Origin of the sequence: Marinilactibacillus sp. XAAS-LB27, assembly GCF_036039175.1 — a bacterium.
Lineage (GTDB): Bacteria > Bacillota > Bacilli > Lactobacillales > Carnobacteriaceae_A > Marinilactibacillus.
Genome location: NZ_JAYXKP010000013.1, coordinates 1 through 19,891, shown reverse-complemented (window position 1 = coordinate 19,891; position 19,891 = coordinate 1). Strand labels below are relative to the sequence as shown.

At 38.3% G+C, this 19,891-nt stretch carries 18 protein-coding genes, 2 tRNA genes and 1 other RNA gene; 3 read left to right on the top strand and 18 right to left on the bottom strand.

Features of this window, described 5'->3' with window-relative positions; all coding sequences use genetic code 11:
• Positions 1-132 precede the first annotated feature (132 nt).
• The 7 genes from VXN63_RS11945 to VXN63_RS11915 form a co-directional block, all read right to left on the bottom strand.
• Positions 133-351: a YaaL family protein gene (locus tag VXN63_RS11945; protein WP_327758288.1), complete on the bottom strand. Its 219-nt coding sequence runs from the start codon at positions 349-351 to the stop codon at positions 133-135.
• A gap of 11 nt (positions 352-362) precedes the next feature.
• The gene (gene recR / locus VXN63_RS11940; RefSeq protein WP_327758287.1) at positions 363-959 is read right to left on the bottom strand and encodes a recombination mediator RecR; all 597 of its coding nucleotides are present in this window, start codon (positions 957-959) and stop codon (positions 363-365) included.
• A gap of 74 nt (positions 960-1,033) precedes the next feature.
• Positions 1,034-1,354 (bottom strand): YbaB/EbfC family nucleoid-associated protein, encoded by a 321-nt coding sequence (locus tag VXN63_RS11935; protein WP_327758286.1) that lies wholly within the window; start codon positions 1,352-1,354, stop codon positions 1,034-1,036.
• Positions 1,355-1,389: 35 nt separating this feature from the next.
• Positions 1,390-3,120 carry a DNA polymerase III subunit gamma/tau gene (dnaX, locus tag VXN63_RS11930; RefSeq protein ID WP_327758285.1) on the bottom strand — a complete coding sequence of 577 codons (1,731 nt, stop codon included), beginning with the start codon at positions 3,118-3,120 and terminating at the stop codon, positions 1,390-1,392.
• 222 nt (positions 3,121-3,342) lie between these two features.
• An RNA gene (gene ffs, locus VXN63_RS11925) (signal recognition particle sRNA small type) lies at positions 3,343-3,441 on the bottom strand.
• Positions 3,442-3,498: 57 nt separating this feature from the next.
• A complete protein-coding gene (locus VXN63_RS11920) occupies positions 3,499-4,773 on the bottom strand; it encodes a cytochrome P450 (protein WP_327758284.1) in 1,275 nt (424 codons plus the stop codon).
• A gap of 214 nt (positions 4,774-4,987) precedes the next feature.
• Positions 4,988-5,557, bottom strand: coding sequence for a GNAT family N-acetyltransferase (locus tag VXN63_RS11915; protein ID WP_327758283.1), 570 nt, complete (start codon positions 5,555-5,557; stop codon positions 4,988-4,990).
• Positions 5,558-5,726: 169 nt separating this feature from the next.
• On the opposite strand from VXN63_RS11915, the gene VXN63_RS11910 reads away from it, so the two are divergent.
• Complete coding sequence (locus VXN63_RS11910) at positions 5,727-7,541, top strand: S9 family peptidase (protein ID WP_327758282.1); 1,815 nt, start codon at positions 5,727-5,729, stop codon at positions 7,539-7,541.
• A 63-nt stretch (positions 7,542-7,604) separates the two neighbouring features.
• On the opposite strand, the gene VXN63_RS11905 is transcribed toward VXN63_RS11910, so the two are convergent.
• The 4 genes from VXN63_RS11905 to VXN63_RS11890 form a co-directional block, all read right to left on the bottom strand.
• Positions 7,605-8,885 (bottom strand): ABC transporter permease, encoded by a 1,281-nt coding sequence (locus VXN63_RS11905; protein ID WP_327758281.1) that lies wholly within the window; start codon positions 8,883-8,885, stop codon positions 7,605-7,607.
• On the bottom strand, positions 8,878-9,777 hold the full coding sequence (locus VXN63_RS11900) for an ABC transporter ATP-binding protein (RefSeq protein ID WP_327758280.1): 900 nt from the start codon (positions 9,775-9,777) through the stop codon (positions 8,878-8,880). Before VXN63_RS11900 ends, VXN63_RS11905 begins: the two co-directional genes overlap by 8 nt.
• 224 nt (positions 9,778-10,001) lie before the next feature.
• The gene (locus VXN63_RS11895; RefSeq protein ID WP_327758279.1) at positions 10,002-11,036 is read right to left on the bottom strand and encodes a branched-chain amino acid aminotransferase; all 1,035 of its coding nucleotides are present in this window, start codon (positions 11,034-11,036) and stop codon (positions 10,002-10,004) included.
• Positions 11,037-11,075: 39 nt separating this feature from the next.
• On the bottom strand, positions 11,076-12,089 hold the full coding sequence (locus VXN63_RS11890) for a PTS transporter subunit IIC (protein ID WP_225744592.1): 1,014 nt from the start codon (positions 12,087-12,089) through the stop codon (positions 11,076-11,078).
• A gap of 391 nt (positions 12,090-12,480) precedes the next feature.
• On the opposite strand from VXN63_RS11890, the gene proC reads away from it, so the two are divergent.
• Entirely contained in the window at positions 12,481-13,272 is a 792-nt protein-coding gene (gene proC / locus VXN63_RS11885; protein ID WP_327758278.1) for a pyrroline-5-carboxylate reductase, read from the top strand.
• 18 nt (positions 13,273-13,290) lie between these two features.
• Here the strand turns inward: proC and tadA are convergent, their stop codons facing one another.
• Entirely contained in the window at positions 13,291-13,830 is a 540-nt protein-coding gene (tadA, locus tag VXN63_RS11880; RefSeq protein WP_327758277.1) for a tRNA adenosine(34) deaminase TadA, read from the bottom strand.
• A 100-nt stretch (positions 13,831-13,930) separates the two neighbouring features.
• On the opposite strand from tadA, the gene VXN63_RS11875 reads away from it, so the two are divergent.
• Complete coding sequence (locus tag VXN63_RS11875) at positions 13,931-14,794, top strand: helix-turn-helix domain-containing protein (RefSeq protein ID WP_327758276.1); 864 nt, start codon at positions 13,931-13,933, stop codon at positions 14,792-14,794.
• A 58-nt stretch (positions 14,795-14,852) separates the two neighbouring features.
• Here VXN63_RS11875 and VXN63_RS11870 read toward each other — a convergent pair whose 3' ends face one another.
• From VXN63_RS11870 to VXN63_RS11845, 6 genes are all read right to left on the bottom strand, one after another.
• Positions 14,853-15,191, bottom strand: a complete 339-nt coding sequence (locus VXN63_RS11870) for a hypothetical protein (protein ID WP_327758275.1) — start codon at positions 15,189-15,191, stop codon at positions 14,853-14,855.
• Positions 15,192-15,274: 83 nt separating this feature from the next.
• Positions 15,275-16,096 carry a manganese catalase family protein gene (locus VXN63_RS11865; protein WP_327758274.1) on the bottom strand — a complete coding sequence of 274 codons (822 nt, stop codon included), beginning with the start codon at positions 16,094-16,096 and terminating at the stop codon, positions 15,275-15,277.
• 138 nt (positions 16,097-16,234) lie between these two features.
• Positions 16,235-18,736, bottom strand: coding sequence for an ATP-dependent Clp protease ATP-binding subunit (locus VXN63_RS11860; protein ID WP_327758273.1), 2,502 nt, complete (start codon positions 18,734-18,736; stop codon positions 16,235-16,237).
• An 18-nt stretch (positions 18,737-18,754) separates the two neighbouring features.
• Positions 18,755-19,228, bottom strand: a complete 474-nt coding sequence (locus VXN63_RS11855) for a CtsR family transcriptional regulator (protein WP_225744599.1) — start codon at positions 19,226-19,228, stop codon at positions 18,755-18,757.
• Between the two features lie 410 nt (positions 19,229-19,638).
• A tRNA-Lys gene (locus tag VXN63_RS11850) sits at positions 19,639-19,711 on the bottom strand.
• Positions 19,712-19,721: 10 nt separating this feature from the next.
• A tRNA-Val gene (locus VXN63_RS11845) sits at positions 19,722-19,794 on the bottom strand.
• Positions 19,795-19,891: the final 97 nt, after the last annotated feature.

The following is a 19,891-nucleotide window of genomic DNA, read 5'->3' as shown; positions in this document are numbered from 1 at the left end:
TTTCTAGCTTTATTCTTCACCAACGCCATTTGACATAGAACCAAATAAAAAAGCAGACACTACGGACTGAACAGAAAAGTCTTATTTCTAAGCTTTTACTGATTCATCTGTATTGTCTACTTTTAAAATTCTTTATTTCCCTTTGAGTTGTCTCACTTTTGCTTCTTTGAAAAGGTAGAAGTATTTTGCTTGAGCCAATTTCCGCTCGGCTTTAAGCCTTGGATGCTCTTCCACTATGATTTCTTCCATAACTTTAGAATCTTCCCAAGCTTTTTTTTGTCTATTCATGAGAGACAATAGCCAATCATCATACTGGTTTTTTAATTTGGATTTCCTTTTAAATAGTCCCATTGATTCTTCTCCTACATCTCTCTACGGCCTTCGACTGCTTTCAGCAGGGTCACTTCATCAGCATACTCTATATCGCTTCCTACAGACAGACCATGTGCAAGACGTGTCACACTAATACCTGAAGGTTTAATCAATCTTGAAAGATACATCGCTGTTGCTTCACCTTCTGCTGTCGCATTGGTAGCGATGATCACTTCTTTAACTTCTTCACTTTGAAGTCTTTTGATTAAATCAGGTATATTAATGTCTTCTGGACCTGTTCCTTCTATAGGTGATAAGACACCTTGCAAGACGTGGTACAGCCCTTTGAATTCCTGCATTTTTTCCATAGAGATCACATCTTTAGGATGTTCGACCACCAGAATCAGTGATCGGTCTCTGGTTTTGTCTTGACAGATTTCACAAGGATCTTGTTCTGTCATATTGCCACAGATTGAGCAGTAATGTAGATCACGTTTCACACTGATTAGTGATCTAGCAAATTTTGTTACATCGTCTTCATTCATGTTAACTGTATAAAAAGCCAGGCGGGCAGCAGTTTTCTCCCCAATTCCTGGCAATTTCATATAGCTTTCCATTAATTTTGAGATCGGTTCTGGATAATGCATGACCGGTTCCTTTCTAGAAAGTTCTCTTAATAAAAGCTGGTGACTCCAAAGGTCAATCAGGCTGTCCAGTTAGATTATAGTCCTGGCATACCCATTCCTTTTGTGTATTTGCCCATAACGCGTTCTGTCTCAATATCCACTTTCTCTAATGCATCATTTACAGCAAGTAATACAAGATCTTCAATGATTTCAACATCTTCTGGATCTACAATCTCTTCTTTGATCGAAACATTTGTCAGTTTCTTATCTCCTGTAAACGTAACGGTTACTAAATCATCATTCGCTGTTCCTGTAAAAGTTGTTTCATTTAATGATTCTTGAGCAGTTGCCATTTCTTTTTGCATCTTCTGCATTTTTTTCATCATACCTTGCATATTTCCCATTCCACCGCGCATATTGTTTCTTCCTCTCTTTTATCCATTCATTTTTTTTACTCTTCAACCCTAACTAGATCTTCTCCAAAAAACTTGACTGCCTCGGAAACAATGTCTTCCGGTTCTTCTTTAGTGTCTTTTGGAGTATCTCCAGATGGTTCTGGTTCTTCTGACACTTCCTCAGCTTTCATTTGCTTGATAAAATCTTGACGAACCGTTGGCCACTGCTCAGCAGGTACGCTAACCATTTCAGCTCTATGACCGATCACTTTTTCAAGATAGTCTCCAACTGTTTGGATCAGAAGTTTGTCGTTTGTGGCTCTCTCACATAGAATATCATAATCAAAGGTTACGACCAACCCTCGAGCACTTGCAGCGACTGGAGTAGATGTATTCATGATAGCCTTTTGGCTGGTTTCCAAGAAATTCATCAAATCCGGCCAAACATCTTTCAACTGAACCAAATCCTGTTTTGTTGCTTTTTCCAAAATATTGTAAACGGATGGTCTATTAACCTTAAAGACTGCTCCACTTTTGGCAGGTCGCTTAGCTTTAGGTGCTGCTTGTTTGACTGCACCTTCACCTGAACTCATCATTTGCATCATTTTTTGCATTTCAGCGACTTGCTTCATAAGCGAAGCAACTTCCTCTGCTTGCCCGGCTGACGGTTGACTTTGAATGGGCATAGATTCCGCTTGTACACTCTTTTTGGTTTGAGTCAGGCGAACAGTAGCGACTTCCAAATAAACTTCTGCATGATTGGACAACCGCATTTCTTGTTGCGTTCCGTTAAAGACTTGGATGACATCATATAGTAATTCCGGAGATAATTCGGATACCAGTGTTTCGAAAGCGTCATCCACTTTTGCCATTTTAAGTAACGTATCTGACTGAGCTGTATGATACAGAAGAATATCCCTACTGAATAAAATCATATCCTCCACAAACCGGGAAGGATCTTTTCCTTCTGCAATCAGTTCATGCAAAATATTTAATCCTTTTTCGGTCTCACGATCGTGTAAAGCTCGAATATAGTCTATCAGTAGTTCTTGCGTGATGCTTCCAGTGATGCGCATGGCATCTTCTGTTTTCAACTCGCCATCTGAAAAAGATAATGCCTGGTCAAGGATACTAAGTGCATCTCGCATCCCACCTTCAGCTGCCTTTGAGATTGTAATCAAAGCATCTTCTTCATAGCCAATACCTTTCTCAGTCAAGATATACCGCATTCGTTCAACGATATCCTGAGGAGAAATCCTTCTAAAATCAAAGCGTTGTGTTCTAGAAATAATCGTTAACGGAATTTTATGTGGTTCCGTCGTTGCTAGGATAAAGATCACATTTGCAGGTGGTTCCTCTAAAGTCTTCAGTAAAGCATTAAAGGCACCCATAGACAGCATGTGAACCTCATCTATGATATACACTTTATATTCAGCTTGCGTGGGTGCATAATTCGCTTTATCTCTAATATCTCTGATTTCTTCTACGCCATTATTACTCGCCGCATCAATTTCGATAACGTCCCCGAGTTTCCCCTTCGTAATCGACTCACAAATTTCGCATGTATTACAAGGCTCACCATCTTGAGCGTGCGGACAGTTGATTGCTTTGGAGAAAATCTTAGCAGCACTCGTCTTACCTGTTCCACGAGGACCCGTAAACAGATAGGCATGGCTCGTCTTATCTTGAACTAAGGCATTTCTCAGCGTTCTTGTAATGGCCTGCTGTCCGGCTATATCTTCAAAGCGCTGGGGTCTCCAGACACGATATAGTGCTTGATAACTCATATTTCGCCTCTTTTCTTTATCCTGAATCTACTGATTTCTGAACCTATTTACAGTTGCACCGTATGACTTTCCTCTTTTATTATAAGCGAAATACAAGTGAATGAAACCTAAATTTTGATTTATTTTGAAATCATTGTTTCTACTTAAGGCTTCAGAAACAGAAAAAAGATGCCCTAATAAAAGGGACATCTCTTTTCTCATATGCACAACTATCCATTGTTCATAACTATGTATCACATAACACATGGAGGACTGCACTTAGTGCTGCTTCCTTCCGGACCTGACACGGTTCATACACCCGCCATTGTCATGTGGCCTCTCGGCACTTATAAGTATACTATAGAAAGAACAAGATATCCAGTGCAATTTTAAAGATTCTTAACCTTTGAGCTGGATACTTTCGAAAATCATGCCGCTTTTAGGAGTGGTTGGCATATTGACCAGACTGAATCCATTGTCTTGTTCTGGCAAAGTATAGTCAATTTTGTTGACTAAGAAATCTGTGACAATCTCCATAGCCCGAACTGTGTTCCATTCCCCAGGACATCGGTGTCCCGCTGCATAGCTGCCGCCACCTTGTGCCAACAACTTGAACTGAATTTGATCTGTAGGGCTCTGGTGCCAGTCACTGAATCGCTCCGGTTTGAATCGATCGGGATTTTCCCAGATTCTTGGATCATGATTTGTCCCATAGAAGTCAAATATTGCTAACGTATCTTTTTTAAACTGATATCCGTTCCATACGAAATCTTTACGAGTAATTGCTCCGTTGAAAGGAAAGAACGGATAATAACGTCTAATTTCTTGGATAAACATGTGCAGATAATAAGGATTATCTCCATTTAACTTTGTTTTTTCTTCTGGAAATTGCTGTAGTGTTAGTGCTGTAAAGGCGAAGTATAGCGCTATAGCAACAGATGGTCTAATCACATTCAACAATTCAACCGCAGCTGTTTTAAGATCCAGTTGTTCTCCAGCTAGATCCTCGTGCCAAGCAACTCGATAAAGAGCTGTTTCTTCACCAGGATGCAATGTGCCACTTCTGACTTGTTCGATCACTCCAGCAATCCATTTTTCTCCCTGTTTTCTGCCAATACGACCTTCAATATGTCTTTTACTGACAGCAACAGGTGATTCGATCATACTGATCAGTTGTTTTGTACGTTTGTCTACTTCTTTGTCTTTTAGTGGTACCCCGCACCATTCGCAAGCTGCTTTTGTTAAAACTTTTTGACTTTCTTCATAGAAGTTGATAGAGTCTCGAGTAATCCACTCTTTTGTAGCGGTATATAATTGTTTCTCGACAAGCTTCGCCCATATTTCAATTCGTTCCTTGGACATTAAGTCTAGAAACAACTTTTTACGGTGGCGATGTGCTTCATCATCCAATTGTTGCACGCCGCCTTTCCCAAGTAGGGTAGCTACTGCGGGTTCCGGTGCTGCACCTTCTCTTTTGAACTTGTCTTCATCATAAAATAATTCAGCTGCTTCTTCTCCGCCTAATAAAATCGCTTCTTGTCCAAGTAAACGTGTTTTGACTGCATCAGACTGGTAAATTTTCAATCGGTTTGGGATGTAAAGGTACCCTTCGCGCAATACACTCAACCCGTTCTCAAGGCCTTCTTCTTTTGGAAATGGTCTAATCTCTTGCATGCATACTTTCCCCCTTGAAATCGTTCGAATTCATTCGATTATCTTGCTTCTCGCTTTAGTATAATCTTAATGAAAACAGAGTTTCAAATCATATTCCTTATAATCTCAATTAAAAAGATAGTTTGTACCTCAGTTTAGTTATCCAAGACCAGGATTATCTTTACTTTCATTTTATTCCACCAATATGCATGCCTTGTTCAGTCTTCTTTTTTCATCAAACACTTTGATTTGCTTGATACTCTTTTTTCAAAATAGAATAATAGACGTCATTTACATAGGTTCCTTCGTGATCTTTACGCGCATGTCTCAAAGTACCTTCTTTTATCATGCCTAGTCGCTGCATCACCTTACCAGAAACTGCATTTCGCTCATCATGTAGTGCATAGATTCTTTCGAGACCTAATGTTTCAAAGCCCAATTTAATTAAAGCCTCACCAGCTTCCGTCATATAACCTTTACCATGATAAGTCTTGTTCATAATATAGCCTATTTCTGCTTGAAAAAGCTTTTCTTGTACTCTCAAATCAATTGTTCCAATCATTTTCCCTGTTTCTTTTACTTCTATCCCATATTTCCCAATTGGATTCTTTAAGAAATGGGCCACGATATTATCTTCTGTATCTTCAACAGACTGGTGAATTTGTTTGAAAACGTAAAAGACCGTTTGTTCATCAGATGCGTATTCATACATGTCTTTTGCATCATTTAAATTTACTGGACGTAACAAAAGACGGTCCGTTTCAATTGTATGATGTTTTATGTAAATTGTATCTAGTTGTGCCATTATTTTCACTCCTTGATTTTTTTAATCATTTTATCATATAAAATGGAATAGTTTCACCTTTATTTTTAATATTACTTTTAATATAGGATATTCTCTGTTTATAATCATTAGAATATGGTAAGCTAAATTTATTGATACATACCTTAAACCACCCTGAGGAGGGAAAAAGATGAATCTTAAAAAGGCACAATTTGAACAGTTTTTTCATACCAATCGTATCGGCACTTTCACAGTCGCAGATGATGAAACGAAACTCATTTATATGACAGATATTTCCGGAGATCCGAACCTCTGGGCAATCGATTTAAAAGAAAGCACGTCTCCTTACTTGTTCTCCAAATTTGATGAATCGATTTCCTTTGTTCAAATCAGTCCAGATCACTCTTACGTTTTGGCAGGGTTTGATAGAGACGGGGACGAAAATACTCAAATTTATGTACTTCCGAGTCAGGGCGGATATCCAGAACCACTTGTTACAGGAGATCCTTCTGATAAATTTTATTTTGCTGAACTTTCAGAAGACGGTACTCGACTGTATTATACAACTTCAAAAGAAAACCCAAATTTCCTTTCTACCTATGTTCGAGATTTAGAGACAGGCCAAGACACGTTGATTGAAAAAGGGCAAGCAGCACCAACTTACTTGACGGCCGTTTCGAAAGATGAAGAGTTGTTTGTCTTTACCAAAACCTATTCAAATACGAGTCAATTTGCTTATCTTAAAGCGGGTGAAGAGATCGTTCCTTTACTCCCTGAAAATCCTGAAACACCCTATACGATTAACAACACAACCATTATAGAGGATCGCAAGGTATACTTTACTACAGATTATATGAATGAACAGTGTCATCTCGTTCGTTTTGATATTGAGACAAAAGAAAGCGAAACTGTTCTTTCTTTTAAAAATGAAAGTATCTCGGAAGCTGTCTGGCATAAAGAATCGGAGACTTTTGTATTGATGACGACTTCAGGTGTAACAGATAATCTTTATAGATTCGATCCGTCTACTCAAGACCTGGAAGAGCTAGTTGCTCCTATTCATGTCATTAACGAAATCAAAATCGCTAAGAATGGTACGATTTACCTTTCAGGATCTAGTCCTGTTATGCCAGTTAATCTATTTCGTTCAGTAGATGGTACTCACTGGGAGTCTTTAACTGAAAATCGAGTATTAGGAATTGAATCGACTGAAATGGTTCAACCAGAGACCGTTACGTTTCCAACGTTTGATGGACTGGAAATAGAAGCTCTACTTTTTAAAGCAGAAGAGGAAAAAGCAAATGGTTATACGATATTTTGGCCTCACGGTGGACCTCAAGCTGCAGAAAGACAAAGTTTCCGATCTCTCTTTCAAGCATTACTTTATAATGGCTACTCCCTTTTCGCACCAAACTTCCGTGGAAGCACGGGATATGGGAAGACTTTTGCAACGCTAGTTGAACAAGACTGGGGCAACGCTCCGCGTCTAGACAACGTTGCAGCCATTGAATGGCTATTTGACCAAAAAATTGCTACCAGAGATTCTCTGTTTTTAGTGGGTGGTAGTTATGGTGGCTATATGAGTTTATTGCTCCACGGACGTCATCCAGAATATTTCCAAGCAGTGGTTGATTTGTTCGGCCCTTCTAATTTATTTTCTTTTTATGAGTCTGTTCCAGCTCACTGGAAACCTATTATGTCCTTATGGCTTGGAGATCCAGTGAAAGACAGAGCAAAATTTATAGAAGATTCCCCTATTACTTACTTGGAGACCATGACCAAACCTATGTTAGTGGTTCAAGGTGCAAAAGATCCTAGAGTGGTAAAAGAAGAATCGGATCAAATCGTAGAAAAACTTAAAGAAAAGAAAAGAGATATTACGTACCTTGTTTTAGAAAATGAGGGACATGGATTTGCTAAAAAAGAAAACGAAATTGCTGTATACAAAAAAGTCATGAGCTTTTTAGAACAGCATCAAAAATCTTCTGAATCTACTACTGTATAAATATATCCTAAACGAAAAGAAGCAACCCGCTTATTATGTGATAGCGGATCGCTTCTTTTTAGTTTAACGTTTATTCATTTTTTTAGCTTTTCGGTTACTCTTCATCACGGCGTAAGAACGCTTCATTGTTCCTATGATGCCTGAATCCGAATAAATCAATACATTAGCGCGGTAGAATGCTAAGGATACAGCCGTTAATACTATTGTAAAGGCTACTGTACCCACAATCGAAATCCATGCTTCTACTGTTCCAACCGTTTCAGAAGCAATTCTAAAAGGCATTACGAAAGGTGTAAACAGCGGAATATAAGAGAATACAACTGGCAAAATATTTTCTGGAGAGATAAACGCAAACATTCCTACGTAGAATCCAGCTAACGCAATCATAACAATTGGTGTAACAGCTTTGTTCACATCTTCCATTTTGGATGCTAAAGACCCAAAGAAAGCGGCCAGAATGACATACATTAGTACACCTGTAATAAAGAAGATGATTGTGTAACCTAACAATTGCTGAATGACATCCCAAATATCAATCGATTGGATAATCTCTTGTACAAATGCAATATCTTTTGCAAAGAAATATCCAATAACTCCAACTACAACATATACAGTAATTTGAGTCAGAATGACTAGAATGACACCTGCTAGCTTACCGAAGAAATGGTTACCTGCAGTCGCACTGGATAATATGACTTCCATAATACGTGTACCTTTTTCATTGGCAACTTCTTCAGCAATAATAGAAGCATACGTCATAATGAAAATAAAGATTCCAATAGAAACAAAGTACGCACCAAATTCCTGCACAAACGTATCATTTGTTTCTTCAGTCGTCAGCATACCATCTTCAACCGTAATGATAGATTCTTCTACTTCTACCGGTTCAGATAAGGACATCACTTCTTCTTGTGATAAGCCCAGCTCACTCGCTCTTAACATCGCTTGATAAGTTGCTAGTTGTTCATTCAATAAGGGAACATAATCGGTTAATGAATCTGCATGTGAAAGTCTGGCTTGAATTGAACCTGCGCTCTCATCTACAGTTAAGTACCCATCTAACGATTCATCCACCAATGCCTCTTCAGCCGCTTCTTGAGTGGTAATGTCTGTTTGAACATCAAACGGGCTACCTTCCTGACTCAGCATTTCTTGGATGCCTGGACTTTCAGATATGACCGCAATGGTTGGTGCTTCAGCGTTTTCCGCTTCTTGTGATGTGAAATACCCAATCGCAATAGCAATTCCAGCAACAATTAGTGGAGACAAGACCATGATTAGGAATCCGAAAGATTTGACATTTTTCTTGTATACTTCTTTTGTGATAATCCAGAATTTATTCATGTTTTTCACCTGCCATCTGTTTAAAAATTTCTTCTAGTGTTGGTGGCTGTTGGCTAAAGGTTGTAATATAACCATTCTTTGTTGCTGCATCAAAGATGGCTTTTCCATCTTCTGTATGATTTAATTTCACTTCTATGATTTCATCTTTATTGATACGTGCACTTTCCACACCTTTAAATTGGTGTAATTCTTCAAGTGTAAGGGGCGATTCAAGGAATAATTTCGTTCTTCCGAAGGTTTCTCTGATTTCTTTAATAGAACCTTCTAGTATTTGCTTACCATCTTTAAGCATAATCAGACTATCGCACAACTCTTCAACGTTGTTCATATTATGACTAGAGAAAATGATACTTGCACCATTTTTCTGTGCTTCTTTGATTCCTTCTTCAAGTAAATCAGCATTGACAGGATCCAAACCACTAAACGGCTCATCTAAAATGATCAGTTCCGGCTGGTGAATCAAGGTTGTAATCAATTGAACTTTTTGTTGATTCCCTTTGGATAGCGTTTTGACTTTATCGCCTTTCTTACCCTTCACTTCAAACTTTTTCAACCATACGTCAATCAATGGCTTGATTTCTTTTTTTGACTTTCCTCTTAACTGTGCAAAGTATAAAATCTGATTTTCTATTGATACTTTGGAATATAGTCCTCTCTCTTCTGGTAAGTATCCGATCTGATTGAAAACGCGGTTTGTCAGTGCTTGGCCTTTCCATAAAACTTCTCCTTGGTCTGGAGTGAGTAGATCTAATATCATACGGAACGTTGTTGTTTTTCCCGCTCCGTTTTGACCAATCAGTCCCATGATTTCGCCTTTATCGATTTTGAATCCGATATCATCAACGGCTGTTACGTCTCCGAAGGTCTTTCGAAGATTATGAACTTCTAGCATTTTATTCTTCCTTTCTTGTTTTTATGTATGATTATCCAGCATTGTTTACTGGACTCTGAATTCATTGTACTATTGTTTCTTTCTTAATGCATCCGTCTAGAGGATGAAATTTCATAAAAAAGTCATACTTTCTTGATAAAACGATTTCTGATCTGGTTAAAAACTTCAATACTCATTATTAAAAAAGACCTGATCCAGATGGACCAAGCCTTTTCTAATCTTTACTACGATACCTTTTCTATCCAGCCTTCAGGTGCTTCTATATCTCCTGTTTGAATTCCCACTAGTTCATTATACAGACGTTTTGTTACTGGTCCTACTTCTGTTTCTGAATAAAATACATGGAAGTTATCTTTAATCTGCAAGCCGCCGATTGGTGCAATGACTGCTGCTGTTCCACAAGCTCCGGCTTCTTTGAACTGATCAAGTTGATCAACGTAAACGTCTCCTTCAGAGACTTTCATTTTCAGACGGTTCTCCGCTAGCCAAAGCAAAGAATATTTTGTGATACTCGGTAAAATAGAAGAAGATTTCGGTGTAATAAACAAATCATCTTTTGTAACTCCGAAAAAGTTTGCTGCGCCTACTTCTTCTATTTTAGTATGTGTCTCAGGATCTAGATAAACGGCATCACTGAAGCTACGTTCTTTTGCTTCTTTTCCTGGGAGTAAGCTACCAGCATAATTCCCTCCGACTTTGGCTGACCCTGTTCCTTTTGGTGCAGCACGATCATAATCTGTTACTAAGAAATTCGTTGGTTTCAATCCACCTTTAAAATAAGGGCCAACCGGCATAACAAATGCAGAAAAGATATATTCATCTGCAGGTTTAACACCAATATTATCTCCTGTACCAATGATGAAAGGACGAATATAAAGAGAACTACCTGTACCATATGGAGGAACCCAAGCTTCATTTGCTTTAACGACTTTTTTAACAGCCTCTACAAATTTGTCTTCTGGAAAAACTGGCATGAGTAGTCGCTCGCAACTCATCTTCATCCGCTTAGCATTTTCGTATGGGCGGAATAATTGAATCGATCCATCAGCTGTTCGGTATGCTTTTAACCCCTCAAAGCATTGCTGCCCATAATGAAGTGCTGTCGATCCTTCAGAGATGTGAAGTTGATTGTCTTGTGTTAATGCTCCATCATCCCATGCACCTTCTTTGTAGTGAGAGATAAATCGATAATCTGTCTTGATATATGAGAATCCCAACTCTTCCCATTTAATCGTTTCTGGTCTTAATACGTCTGTCATGAACTTGTTTCCCCTATTCTTTAATAAATTTAATGAACCTTAACTGACTTCTAACGCCATATCCCCAACCTTTATAGCTGATGCAGAATACAATAGTTTATTCACAAACAGCGTAATAACGATAGGCAGAATTGCTCCGCATAACAAGTATACACCAAATACTTGCAGACCTGAATTGTTGATTACCCAAAGTGGTGCTACACCGGCTGCAAACCCAACACCACCCATTTCAGGAATCGTTTCAAATCCAAAAAGTACTGTTGCAATAGGCCCACATATAGCAGAAGCAATCGTTGGTCCAATCAGTATCTTAGGATTCTTAATGATATTTGGTAATTGTACCTTTGGTGTACACAACCCCTGAGCAATATAACCGCCCAAGTTGTTCTCTTTCATTGAAAGAATCGAGAACACGAAGTATTGTGCAGTCGTTCCAATCAGCATCGCTCCACTCGCCATCGGGCTAAGTGCCAGTGCTATGGACAAGGCTGCTGAAGATAGTGGTGACATAAGGAATAGACCGAATAAGACAGCCATCACAGACGAACCGATTACCGGACTCCCAGCTACTGCCCCTGACACGGTTTCACTAACGGCCAGCAATATTGGTTGGATGACCTGAGCTAGCCCCATTCCCGCTATACCTCCACCGAGTAGAGACAACGTCGGTATAGACATCATATCTAGTGGGGAAGTGCCTGTTAGTTTTTTACCGATCCAAGTTGCAATGACCCCGGCAATCAATGCACCGATTGGATCTCCTCCTACAATCGTGAACCCGGCATCTGTAGCTGTCAGCGCTCCACCACCAATGGTTGAAGCAGCCATTGCCGAAAATAGCGTCAAACTGTTAGCTTGCATATTGAAGGCGATCCCTGCACCCAAAGCCGGTGCAAGAAGCACACGTGTGAAGCTTCCTATAGTTACTAGGATAGGTAAATTAAACATATCTCCTAACGTTCCAAATAAAAAGCCGATTCCTATTGTTACAAAAATGGCATTCGCAACTCCCGATGATACCTTCAACACGTTGTTTTTTATATACTGTTTCATTTGACCTATCCCCTCTCTTTTTTTACTTATCCTTAATTTTATATAAAAAAGCCAGCCTATGTTTTAAATAGGCCGGCGATTGTGCACTTTACCGCGAGCCCATTCAAAATACGAAATAGGACTCTATTATGACAATAGAATCCTTTTTATGGGCTGACTAATAAGAGAATAGATGAACCAGAAAAAGCTTTAAGTGATTTTACATTTTTAAAATTCATTTCTGTTCATCTCCTCTCTTTTTATATTATGACAATCATAAAGGGTACTATCAGATAAGTCAACCATAATCATTAAATTAATTTAATCTATATTTTCTTTTGTTTTCACTTCTACTTTCCGTGATATCTGATATGCTATACTTTAACTACTATGTAGGAAAGAAGGGTTGAATATGAAAATAGGATTTATCGGATTCGGAAATATGGCACAAGCTATCGCTACCGGACTACTCAAAAACCACTTAGCAAAACCAGAAGACCTTTTATTTTCTAATAAAACGGAATCCAAAAGAAAACAACTGGAAGACCGTTTTAATATAAAAGGTTACTCTGACAACCAAAACGTCTGGGATCAGTCAGAATTGATTATCTTAGCTGTAAAACCTTATCAAGTAGAAGACGTGTTGAATGAAATTGATCAGCAGAAAAATCCATTCGTTATTTCAGTAGTTGCTGGTATCACAAACGCGCAACTAAACGACCTTTTAAGTGGGGCAGCATTTGTTCGAACAATGCCGAATTTAAATGCTCAAGTAGGAGAAGGTATCACTGCTATTATTGAACAAAGCGATTTAACTGGTGATCAACTTGAACAAACAAAGAATATTTTTTCAGCAGTAGGAGAAGTTGTTGTTTTACCTGAATCTCAGTTAGGTGCTTTTATTGCAATCGCCGGAAGCTCTCCAGCATTAGTTTTTATGTTTATAGATACCTTAGCTCGCGCTGCTGTAAAATACGGACTTCCAAAAGACAAGGCTACAATGATTGCTGCTCAGGCTGTATTAGGTAGTGGAAAAACTGTTTTAGAATCTGACGATACACCGTGGACACTGATTGATCAGGTTTCTTCCCCAGGTGGCATCACAGTAGATGGCATATTATCTCTTTTACAATCAGAATTTTCGTCGTCTATTATTAGCTCTGTTGATGAGATGGTTGCAAAAAATGATCAGATGTCTAAATAGCAAAAAAGACTTTCCTTACTAAGGAGAGTCTTTTTCTGTACCTAGGTGTTCAACTTCTTGTGCTTCTAGCTCAATACGTGCTTGTTTCAATCTTTTTTTCTTTTCTCTTAAAGATTTGAAAAAGTTCGTTAGCAGCGCTTTGCATTCTTCTTCAAGAATACCTCTTTCAACAATTGCTCTATGATTCATTCTAGAATCATCCAGCAAATTCATTAAAGTACCTGCCGTCCCGCCTTTAAGATCTCCCGGTCCGTAATAGACTTCCCCTATCCTGGAAAGTAAAACCGCGCCACTACACATAGCACACGGCTCTAGTGTTACAAACAGTTGACAATTCTCCAATCTCCAGTTATTCAGATATTGATTGGCTTCTTGTATCGCAATCATTTCTGCATGGGTCGTAGCATTCCGTGAGGTTTCTCTCAAATTATGGCCTCTACCGATTATTTCTCCGTTGTGAACGACCACTGCACCAATTGGAACTTCTCCAATGGCTTCAGCTTTCCTTGCTTCAGCAATTGCTTCCTGCATCCATCGTTCTTTTTCATACTGATCCATTGACTATCTCCTATACCTTTTCTACATTATACCGTAGTTTCTTATTCTTCTGAACAGTGTTAAAATGAATTTAATCACATCATCATCTGGAGGACCCATTGTGAAGTTTTCAAATTTAAAAATCATTTATCCTAATGCTACATTAGTGGATACCGCAACGATTAAACAAACCTTACTATCCTTACCTTATAAAAACAAATGGATTCAAATACCTAAATCTGCACTTTCGCAAAATGAAATCGATTTATTGACGATGTTTTACCAGAATCAGGAGTCTTCCTTCACTCAACATCAAACTTCCCATTGGTATGAATATTTGATTGGTAAGCGAAAAATCATTCCTAAAACTACCGGTAAAGTTAGAATGATTCAACTTAAACTTGAAAAGAAAGATAGGCAATTTGATCCTACTTTATGGTCTGAGTCTGCCAAGACTCTATTTGAACCGCTGATTGATAGTTTCTTCTGGTCAGACGATTTATACACAATCATACAGCCTGTTGAAGCAGCTTTTTTAGATAATGATGAAATTGAAGGTACCTTACAAACTCTGGAAGACGATTTTTCGTTAAAAACAATTTGTTATGTGGGTCAATATTGGGACCCTACACTGGACCTTCGTCAGCTTTTTCAAGAAGAGCGTACAATTTTTCAAAAAGAAGTCCCTCATTTTAATGGACGTGTGGGTTCGTTGACAGATGTATCCCTTCATTACTTTACGGAGAGTGCCCTTAGTAAAAGTCATCTCATCGAGGTCTTAAAAGAAAAAATCGATCTCATAGAAGATGCTAAAGAATTGATTCGTGCTTTATGGGAAAATCAAGGTAATGTCAGTATGGCAGCTAAGTCGCTTTTCGTTCACAGAAATACGCTTCAGTATAGAATCGAACGATTCCACGAATCAACTGGTCTAGCTTTAAAACAAATCGATGAGTTAGCGCTTTGTTACTTATTAACTCTTTAACTATGTACTTCATATAAAAAGACCGTACAGCTGAAATATAACTGTACGGTCTACTATTTTATTTTATCGCTTTTTTTGCATCTTTAACTTTATCGTTGAAAAAATCTTTGAAGTCAGATGAAACGTCAGATAAGCTGTTTTCAATATCTTTAACTTTACTAACTGTTCCCATCAAGCTATTGATTTCTTTGTCTGATAACTTATCTACAACTTTAGAAGATTTTTTCCCACCATGCATTTTGTTTTTCAACATATGTTTTGCTTTCTTGCGGTTTACAACAGATTGTGTTTTTTCCATTGCATCATCAGAAGAAAATACAAATGCTGCAACCCCTACTAAAACGGCAAGGCCGATTCCTAAGAAGATACCCTTGTTTGAATTATCCATATTTTTCATAAAATTTGTCATCCTTTCTCGAACTGTTACTTATAGGATAACAGAAATCTTTTTATTTCACTAAAGATATGCATTTAAACTCATTAAAGTAAGTCACTTGGTGGTGTATTGTATACGTCTTTACTTACAGGTTTCAGCATTGGTTTTTCTCCCATTGCTTCTGGTTTTTCGCCATACTTAAATTCTTTTCCATCTAAGGCTTTTTTACCGTCGACTACTTTCTTGCTATCTTCACCTTCTGAGAAGTTGTAAAGAATATGTGAAACATCACTAACTTCATAACTTTCAGGAACTTGTCCAGGTACAACAATACCTTCTTTTCCTTCAAGTTCTTTGATGGCTTCAATCCATTGAAGTTGGTGTTGTGTATCACGAGCAAGTAGGAAACCTAGCATATCTTTGATTCCTTTGTCATCTGTCATTTCATAAAGTCTCGCAACTTGTAATCTACCTTGTGATTCAGCTGTTACGTTCATTCTCATATCTGCTAAAAGGTTTCCACTGGAAATAATATAATTAGAAGTCCATGGATTACCGTTGGAGTCTCTTGGAGCTGCTCCAAGTCCAGATACAATAGCGTGCTGTGGATTCATTCCACCCATAATCGCAGCCGTTGCAGGATCTTTAACAGCTTCTTCTTTTGCAGAAAGTGGTGCACCTTCAAGAAGGTGTGAAATCATTGTTGCAATCATTTCAACGTGTCCAATTTCTTCTGTTGCTGTGTCTAATAATAAGTCTTTATATTTTTCATTTCCACGTGCATTCCAGCCTTGGAACAAGTACATATTCATAACGGACATTTCGCCCCATTGTCCACCGAGAATCTCTTGGAGTCTTCTTGCCATAATTGGATCCGGACGGTCTGGTTTTGCAGGATATTGTAATTTTTTACTGTGCATGAACATAAAAATAAACATCTCCTTTTATGATAGTATTGTACACAAAGAACTATATCATCATCAATTAAAGCAAACAAATAATAGGGCTTGTTACTTTTTTGTTTTAAAAAAGACCAGCTATAAAGATAGCTGGTCTCATTCAACTTACTGATTTTTAACTGTAATCGCTTCTGTCTGTTCTTTGTCGTTGGATTGATTTTTAATTTTTAGTGTGATTTCACCTTTTGATGCGCCAATCGTCAATTTGTCGCCTGAAACAATGTTTCCAGAAAGTAATTCTTCACTTAGTTTGTCTTCAATCTTAGACTGAATAGCTCTACGTAAAGGTCTAGCACCATACTCTGGATCAAATCCTTCTTTAGCAATAACATCCATTGCTGATGAAGTGATCTTAAGAGCGATGCCCAGTTCATCCATTCTTTTAACAATGCTTTGCGTAAGCAATTTCACAATTTCACGTAGTTCTTCTTTTTTAAGTGATTCGAATACGATTGTATCATCTACTCGGTTCAAGAATTCTGGACGGAAAGCATTCTTTAACTCTTCGCGGATTTTCTTTTCCATCGCTGTATGATCGAATCGTTTGTCAACAGCTCCGAAACCTACTGATTTCTCGTCTCTCAACGCTGTAGCGCCAAGGTTGGAAGTCATAATAATGATTGTATTTTTGAAATCGACCTGACGACCTTTTCCGTCAGTCAGTAAACCATCATCCAGTACTTGTAGTAAGATATTAAATACATCTGGGTGAGCTTTTTCCACTTCGTCCAGTAAAATAACAGAATATGGCTTCTGACGAATTTTCTCAGTCAATTGTCCACCCTCATCATATCCTACATAGCCAGGAGGAGATCCTACTAGTCTACTTGTGCTGTATTTTTCCATATATTCTGACATATCTACTCGAATCAGAGAATCTTCACTACCAAACATAGCCTCAGCTAAAGATTTTGCCAGTTCAGTCTTACCGACTCCTGTAGGTCCTAAGAACATAAACGAACCAATTGGTCTATTCGGATCTTTCAATCCACTTCTTGCACGTCTGATTGCTTTGGATACTGCGATTACCGCTGGTTCTTGTCCTACAACGCGTTCATGTAGTACTTTTTCCAGGTTGAGCAATCGATCAGATTCTTTTTGCTCCATTTGTTGGATAGGAATACCTGTCCATTGAGAAACAACTTCTGCAATGTCTTTAGCTGTTACTTCAAGTTGATCTTCATCTGAAGTCTGTTCATTCTGAACAAGCGTTTCAATACGCTTACGTTGTTTCATTTCTTTTTCTCGAATTTGTGCCGCTCTTTCAAAGTTCTGATCTTGAATCGCTTCTTCTTTCATTCTAGTCAGATCGTCCAACTTTTGGTTTGCTTTAGACATTGTTGTTGGTTGATCACTAGCATCTATACGGACTTTGGAAGCTGATTCATCCATCAAGTCAATTGCTTTATCAGGTAATTGTCTTGAAGTGATATACCGTGTTGAGAAATGTACAGCCGCATGCACTGCATCATCTTTTATCGATACACCATGGTGTTCCTCATAACGTTCTCTCAATCCCATTAGAATCTCTTCTGCTTCAATTTCTGACGGTGGATCAACTTGCACAGATGCAAAACGGCGTTCAAGTGCAGCATCTTTCTCAATATGCTTTTGGTACTCATCAAGAGTCGTTGCACCAATCGTTTGCAACTCGCCTCTAGCTAATGCCGGTTTTAGGATATTAGATGCATCTATTGCCCCTTCAGCACCACCAGCTCCTATTAACGTATGCAATTCATCAATAAATAAGATGACTTCTCCATCTTCATAAATCTCATCAATGATTTTTTTCATGCGTTCTTCAAATTCTCCACGATATTTCGTTCCCGCTACAAGAGAACCCATATCTAGTGTCATCAATCGTTTGTTTCTCAATACAGGTGGCACTTCTCCTGCAACGATTTTTTGTGCAAGACCTTCAGCGATTGCCGTTTTACCGACACCAGGATCACCTACTAGTACAGGGTTATTTTTTGTACGTCTACTCAAGATCTGAATGATTCTACGAACTTCTTTGTTTCTTCCGATGATTGGATCCAGTCGGTCTTCTCTTGCTGCCTGAGTTAAATTACGGGCTAAAGAATCTAGAGTAGGTGTTCCATCTACAGATTTCGGACCTTTTGCTGGTCTTCGACCTTTAAATCCATTTCTTCCCTTGTTTTCTTGAACACCTAGTTTTTTCAATACCATTTGTCTTGTTTTAGATAAATTGATATCCAAATTATTCATGATTTTAGAAGAAAGAATATCATCATCTCTTAGAAGTCCTAGAAGTAGATGTTCTGTTCCAACTTGTGGACGTTGCATTCTTCTGGCTTCATCAGTAGCATATTTAATAACTTGACGCGCTCGAGGAGAGTACGGTAATACCGCACTGGAAGGTAACGCCTTACCCGGCCCATAACTTGTAAAATGTTCAATTTCTTCTTTTACTTCTTCTTCTGAAAGAGATAATTGTCTTAACGTTTTTCCAGCGATTCCTTCAGTTTCCATTACCAAGCCCAATAGGATGTGTTCAGTTCCTACAGTACGGTGGCGGAATCCCTTCGCTTCCTCTTGTGCAATCAACAAGGCTTTTTTGGCCTTATCTGTAAATAACTCATTCATAAAATTTAATCCGCCCTTCTATTCTCTTGGCTCTTCATACTTTAAATTTGCGATCATACTTTTCAATAAATTAGCTCTAATCTGATTATCAATTATTCGATCTCCAGTATACAATGTTTTGTCAACAGCTACTAGCATTAGCTTAGCTTCTCTTTTGGATATAATATCATCCTCGTATAATGTTTGTACAATTGATTGTGCATCTCTTTCAGAGATACTCTTCCCAATAATTTCGATCATCGTATCCATTAAATCAGATTCATCAAGTAAACGAACTTTGATAATCCGAATGTATCCGCCACCTCCGCGTTTGCTTTCAACGAGATAGCCTTGCTGGATAGTGAATCTTGTATTGATTACATAATTTATTTGAGAAGGAACGCAATCAAACAATTGTGCGATTTCACTACGTCTGATTTCAACTTTTTCTTGCTGCTTCAAAACTTTTTTCAAATAAGCTTCTATAATATCTGACATGTTTTGATTTTCCATGTTGAATCATTATCAAAACGATTGTTACCTTTCACCAATAGCTATAGTGATCGTTAAACCTCGTTTCAATATCCTCCTTTTCAAACCAATTTCTTTCTTTGACTAACTTTGACTAAACATATTATACCAGTGTTATGTGAAATTTAAAAGAGCAAGAACTCTTGTCATCACTGCTATTCCTCTTGGACAGAATCATCACATAGCAACTCTTTCCTCAGTAAAGTATTAGCAAATAGAATAGACAAAAAAAGCCATTGCATTATACATTGGCTTTAACTAATCTATTTGTATCACATCTATTGAGNTAGCAACTCTTTCCTCAGTAAAGTATTAGCAAATAGAATAGACAAAAAAAGCCATTGCATTATACATTGGCTTTAACTAATCTATTTGTATCACATCTATTGAGATGAGCCGTGCAGGGTTCGAACCTGCGACCCTCTGATTAAAAGTCAGATGCTCTACCGACTGAGCTAACGGCTCTAAAAAAATATGGAGGTTAACGGGCTCGAACCGCTGACCCTCTGCTTGTAAGGCAGATGCTCTCCCAACTGAGCTAAACCTCCTTTAAAGAAAAAAAAGCCTTGCACGGCAACGTCCTGCTTTCACAAGGGGAACCCCCTCACTATCCTCGGCGCTGGGAAGCTTAACGGCTGTGTTCGG

Excerpts from the sequence above, each read along its gene's own strand:
- VXN63_RS11855 (WP_225744599.1), bottom strand. The coding sequence starts at position 19,228 with ATGGAAAATCAAAACATGTCAGATATTATAGAAGCTTATTTGAAAAAA.
- VXN63_RS11870 (WP_327758275.1), bottom strand. The coding sequence starts at position 15,191 with ATGAAAAATATGGATAATTCAAACAAGGGTATCTTCTTAGGAATCGGC.
- VXN63_RS11905 (WP_327758281.1), bottom strand. The coding sequence starts at position 8,885 with ATGAATAAATTCTGGATTATCACAAAAGAAGTATACAAGAAAAATGTC.
- VXN63_RS11945 (WP_327758288.1), bottom strand. The coding sequence starts at position 351 with ATGGGACTATTTAAAAGGAAATCCAAATTAAAAAACCAGTATGATGAT.
- VXN63_RS11915 (WP_327758283.1), bottom strand. The coding sequence starts at position 5,557 with ATGGCACAACTAGATACAATTTACATAAAACATCATACAATTGAAACG.
- recR (WP_327758287.1), bottom strand. The coding sequence starts at position 959 with ATGCATTATCCAGAACCGATCTCAAAATTAATGGAAAGCTATATGAAA.
- VXN63_RS11910 (WP_327758282.1), top strand. The coding sequence starts at position 5,727 with ATGAATCTTAAAAAGGCACAATTTGAACAGTTTTTTCATACCAATCGT.
- tadA (WP_327758277.1), bottom strand. The coding sequence starts at position 13,830 with ATGGATCAGTATGAAAAAGAACGATGGATGCAGGAAGCAATTGCTGAA.
- VXN63_RS11895 (WP_327758279.1), bottom strand. The coding sequence starts at position 11,036 with ATGACAGACGTATTAAGACCAGAAACGATTAAATGGGAAGAGTTGGGA.
- dnaX (WP_327758285.1), bottom strand. The coding sequence starts at position 3,120 with ATGAGTTATCAAGCACTATATCGTGTCTGGAGACCCCAGCGCTTTGAA.
- VXN63_RS11890 (WP_225744592.1), bottom strand. The coding sequence starts at position 12,089 with ATGAAACAGTATATAAAAAACAACGTGTTGAAGGTATCATCGGGAGTT.
- VXN63_RS11900 (WP_327758280.1), bottom strand. The coding sequence starts at position 9,777 with ATGCTAGAAGTTCATAATCTTCGAAAGACCTTCGGAGACGTAACAGCC.
- proC (WP_327758278.1), top strand. The coding sequence starts at position 12,481 with ATGAAAATAGGATTTATCGGATTCGGAAATATGGCACAAGCTATCGCT.
- VXN63_RS11935 (WP_327758286.1), bottom strand. The coding sequence starts at position 1,354 with ATGCGCGGTGGAATGGGAAATATGCAAGGTATGATGAAAAAAATGCAG.
- VXN63_RS11860 (WP_327758273.1), bottom strand. The coding sequence starts at position 18,736 with ATGAATGAGTTATTTACAGATAAGGCCAAAAAAGCCTTGTTGATTGCA.
- VXN63_RS11865 (WP_327758274.1), bottom strand. The coding sequence starts at position 16,096 with ATGTTCATGCACAGTAAAAAATTACAATATCCTGCAAAACCAGACCGT.
- VXN63_RS11920 (WP_327758284.1), bottom strand. The coding sequence starts at position 4,773 with ATGCAAGAGATTAGACCATTTCCAAAAGAAGAAGGCCTTGAGAACGGG.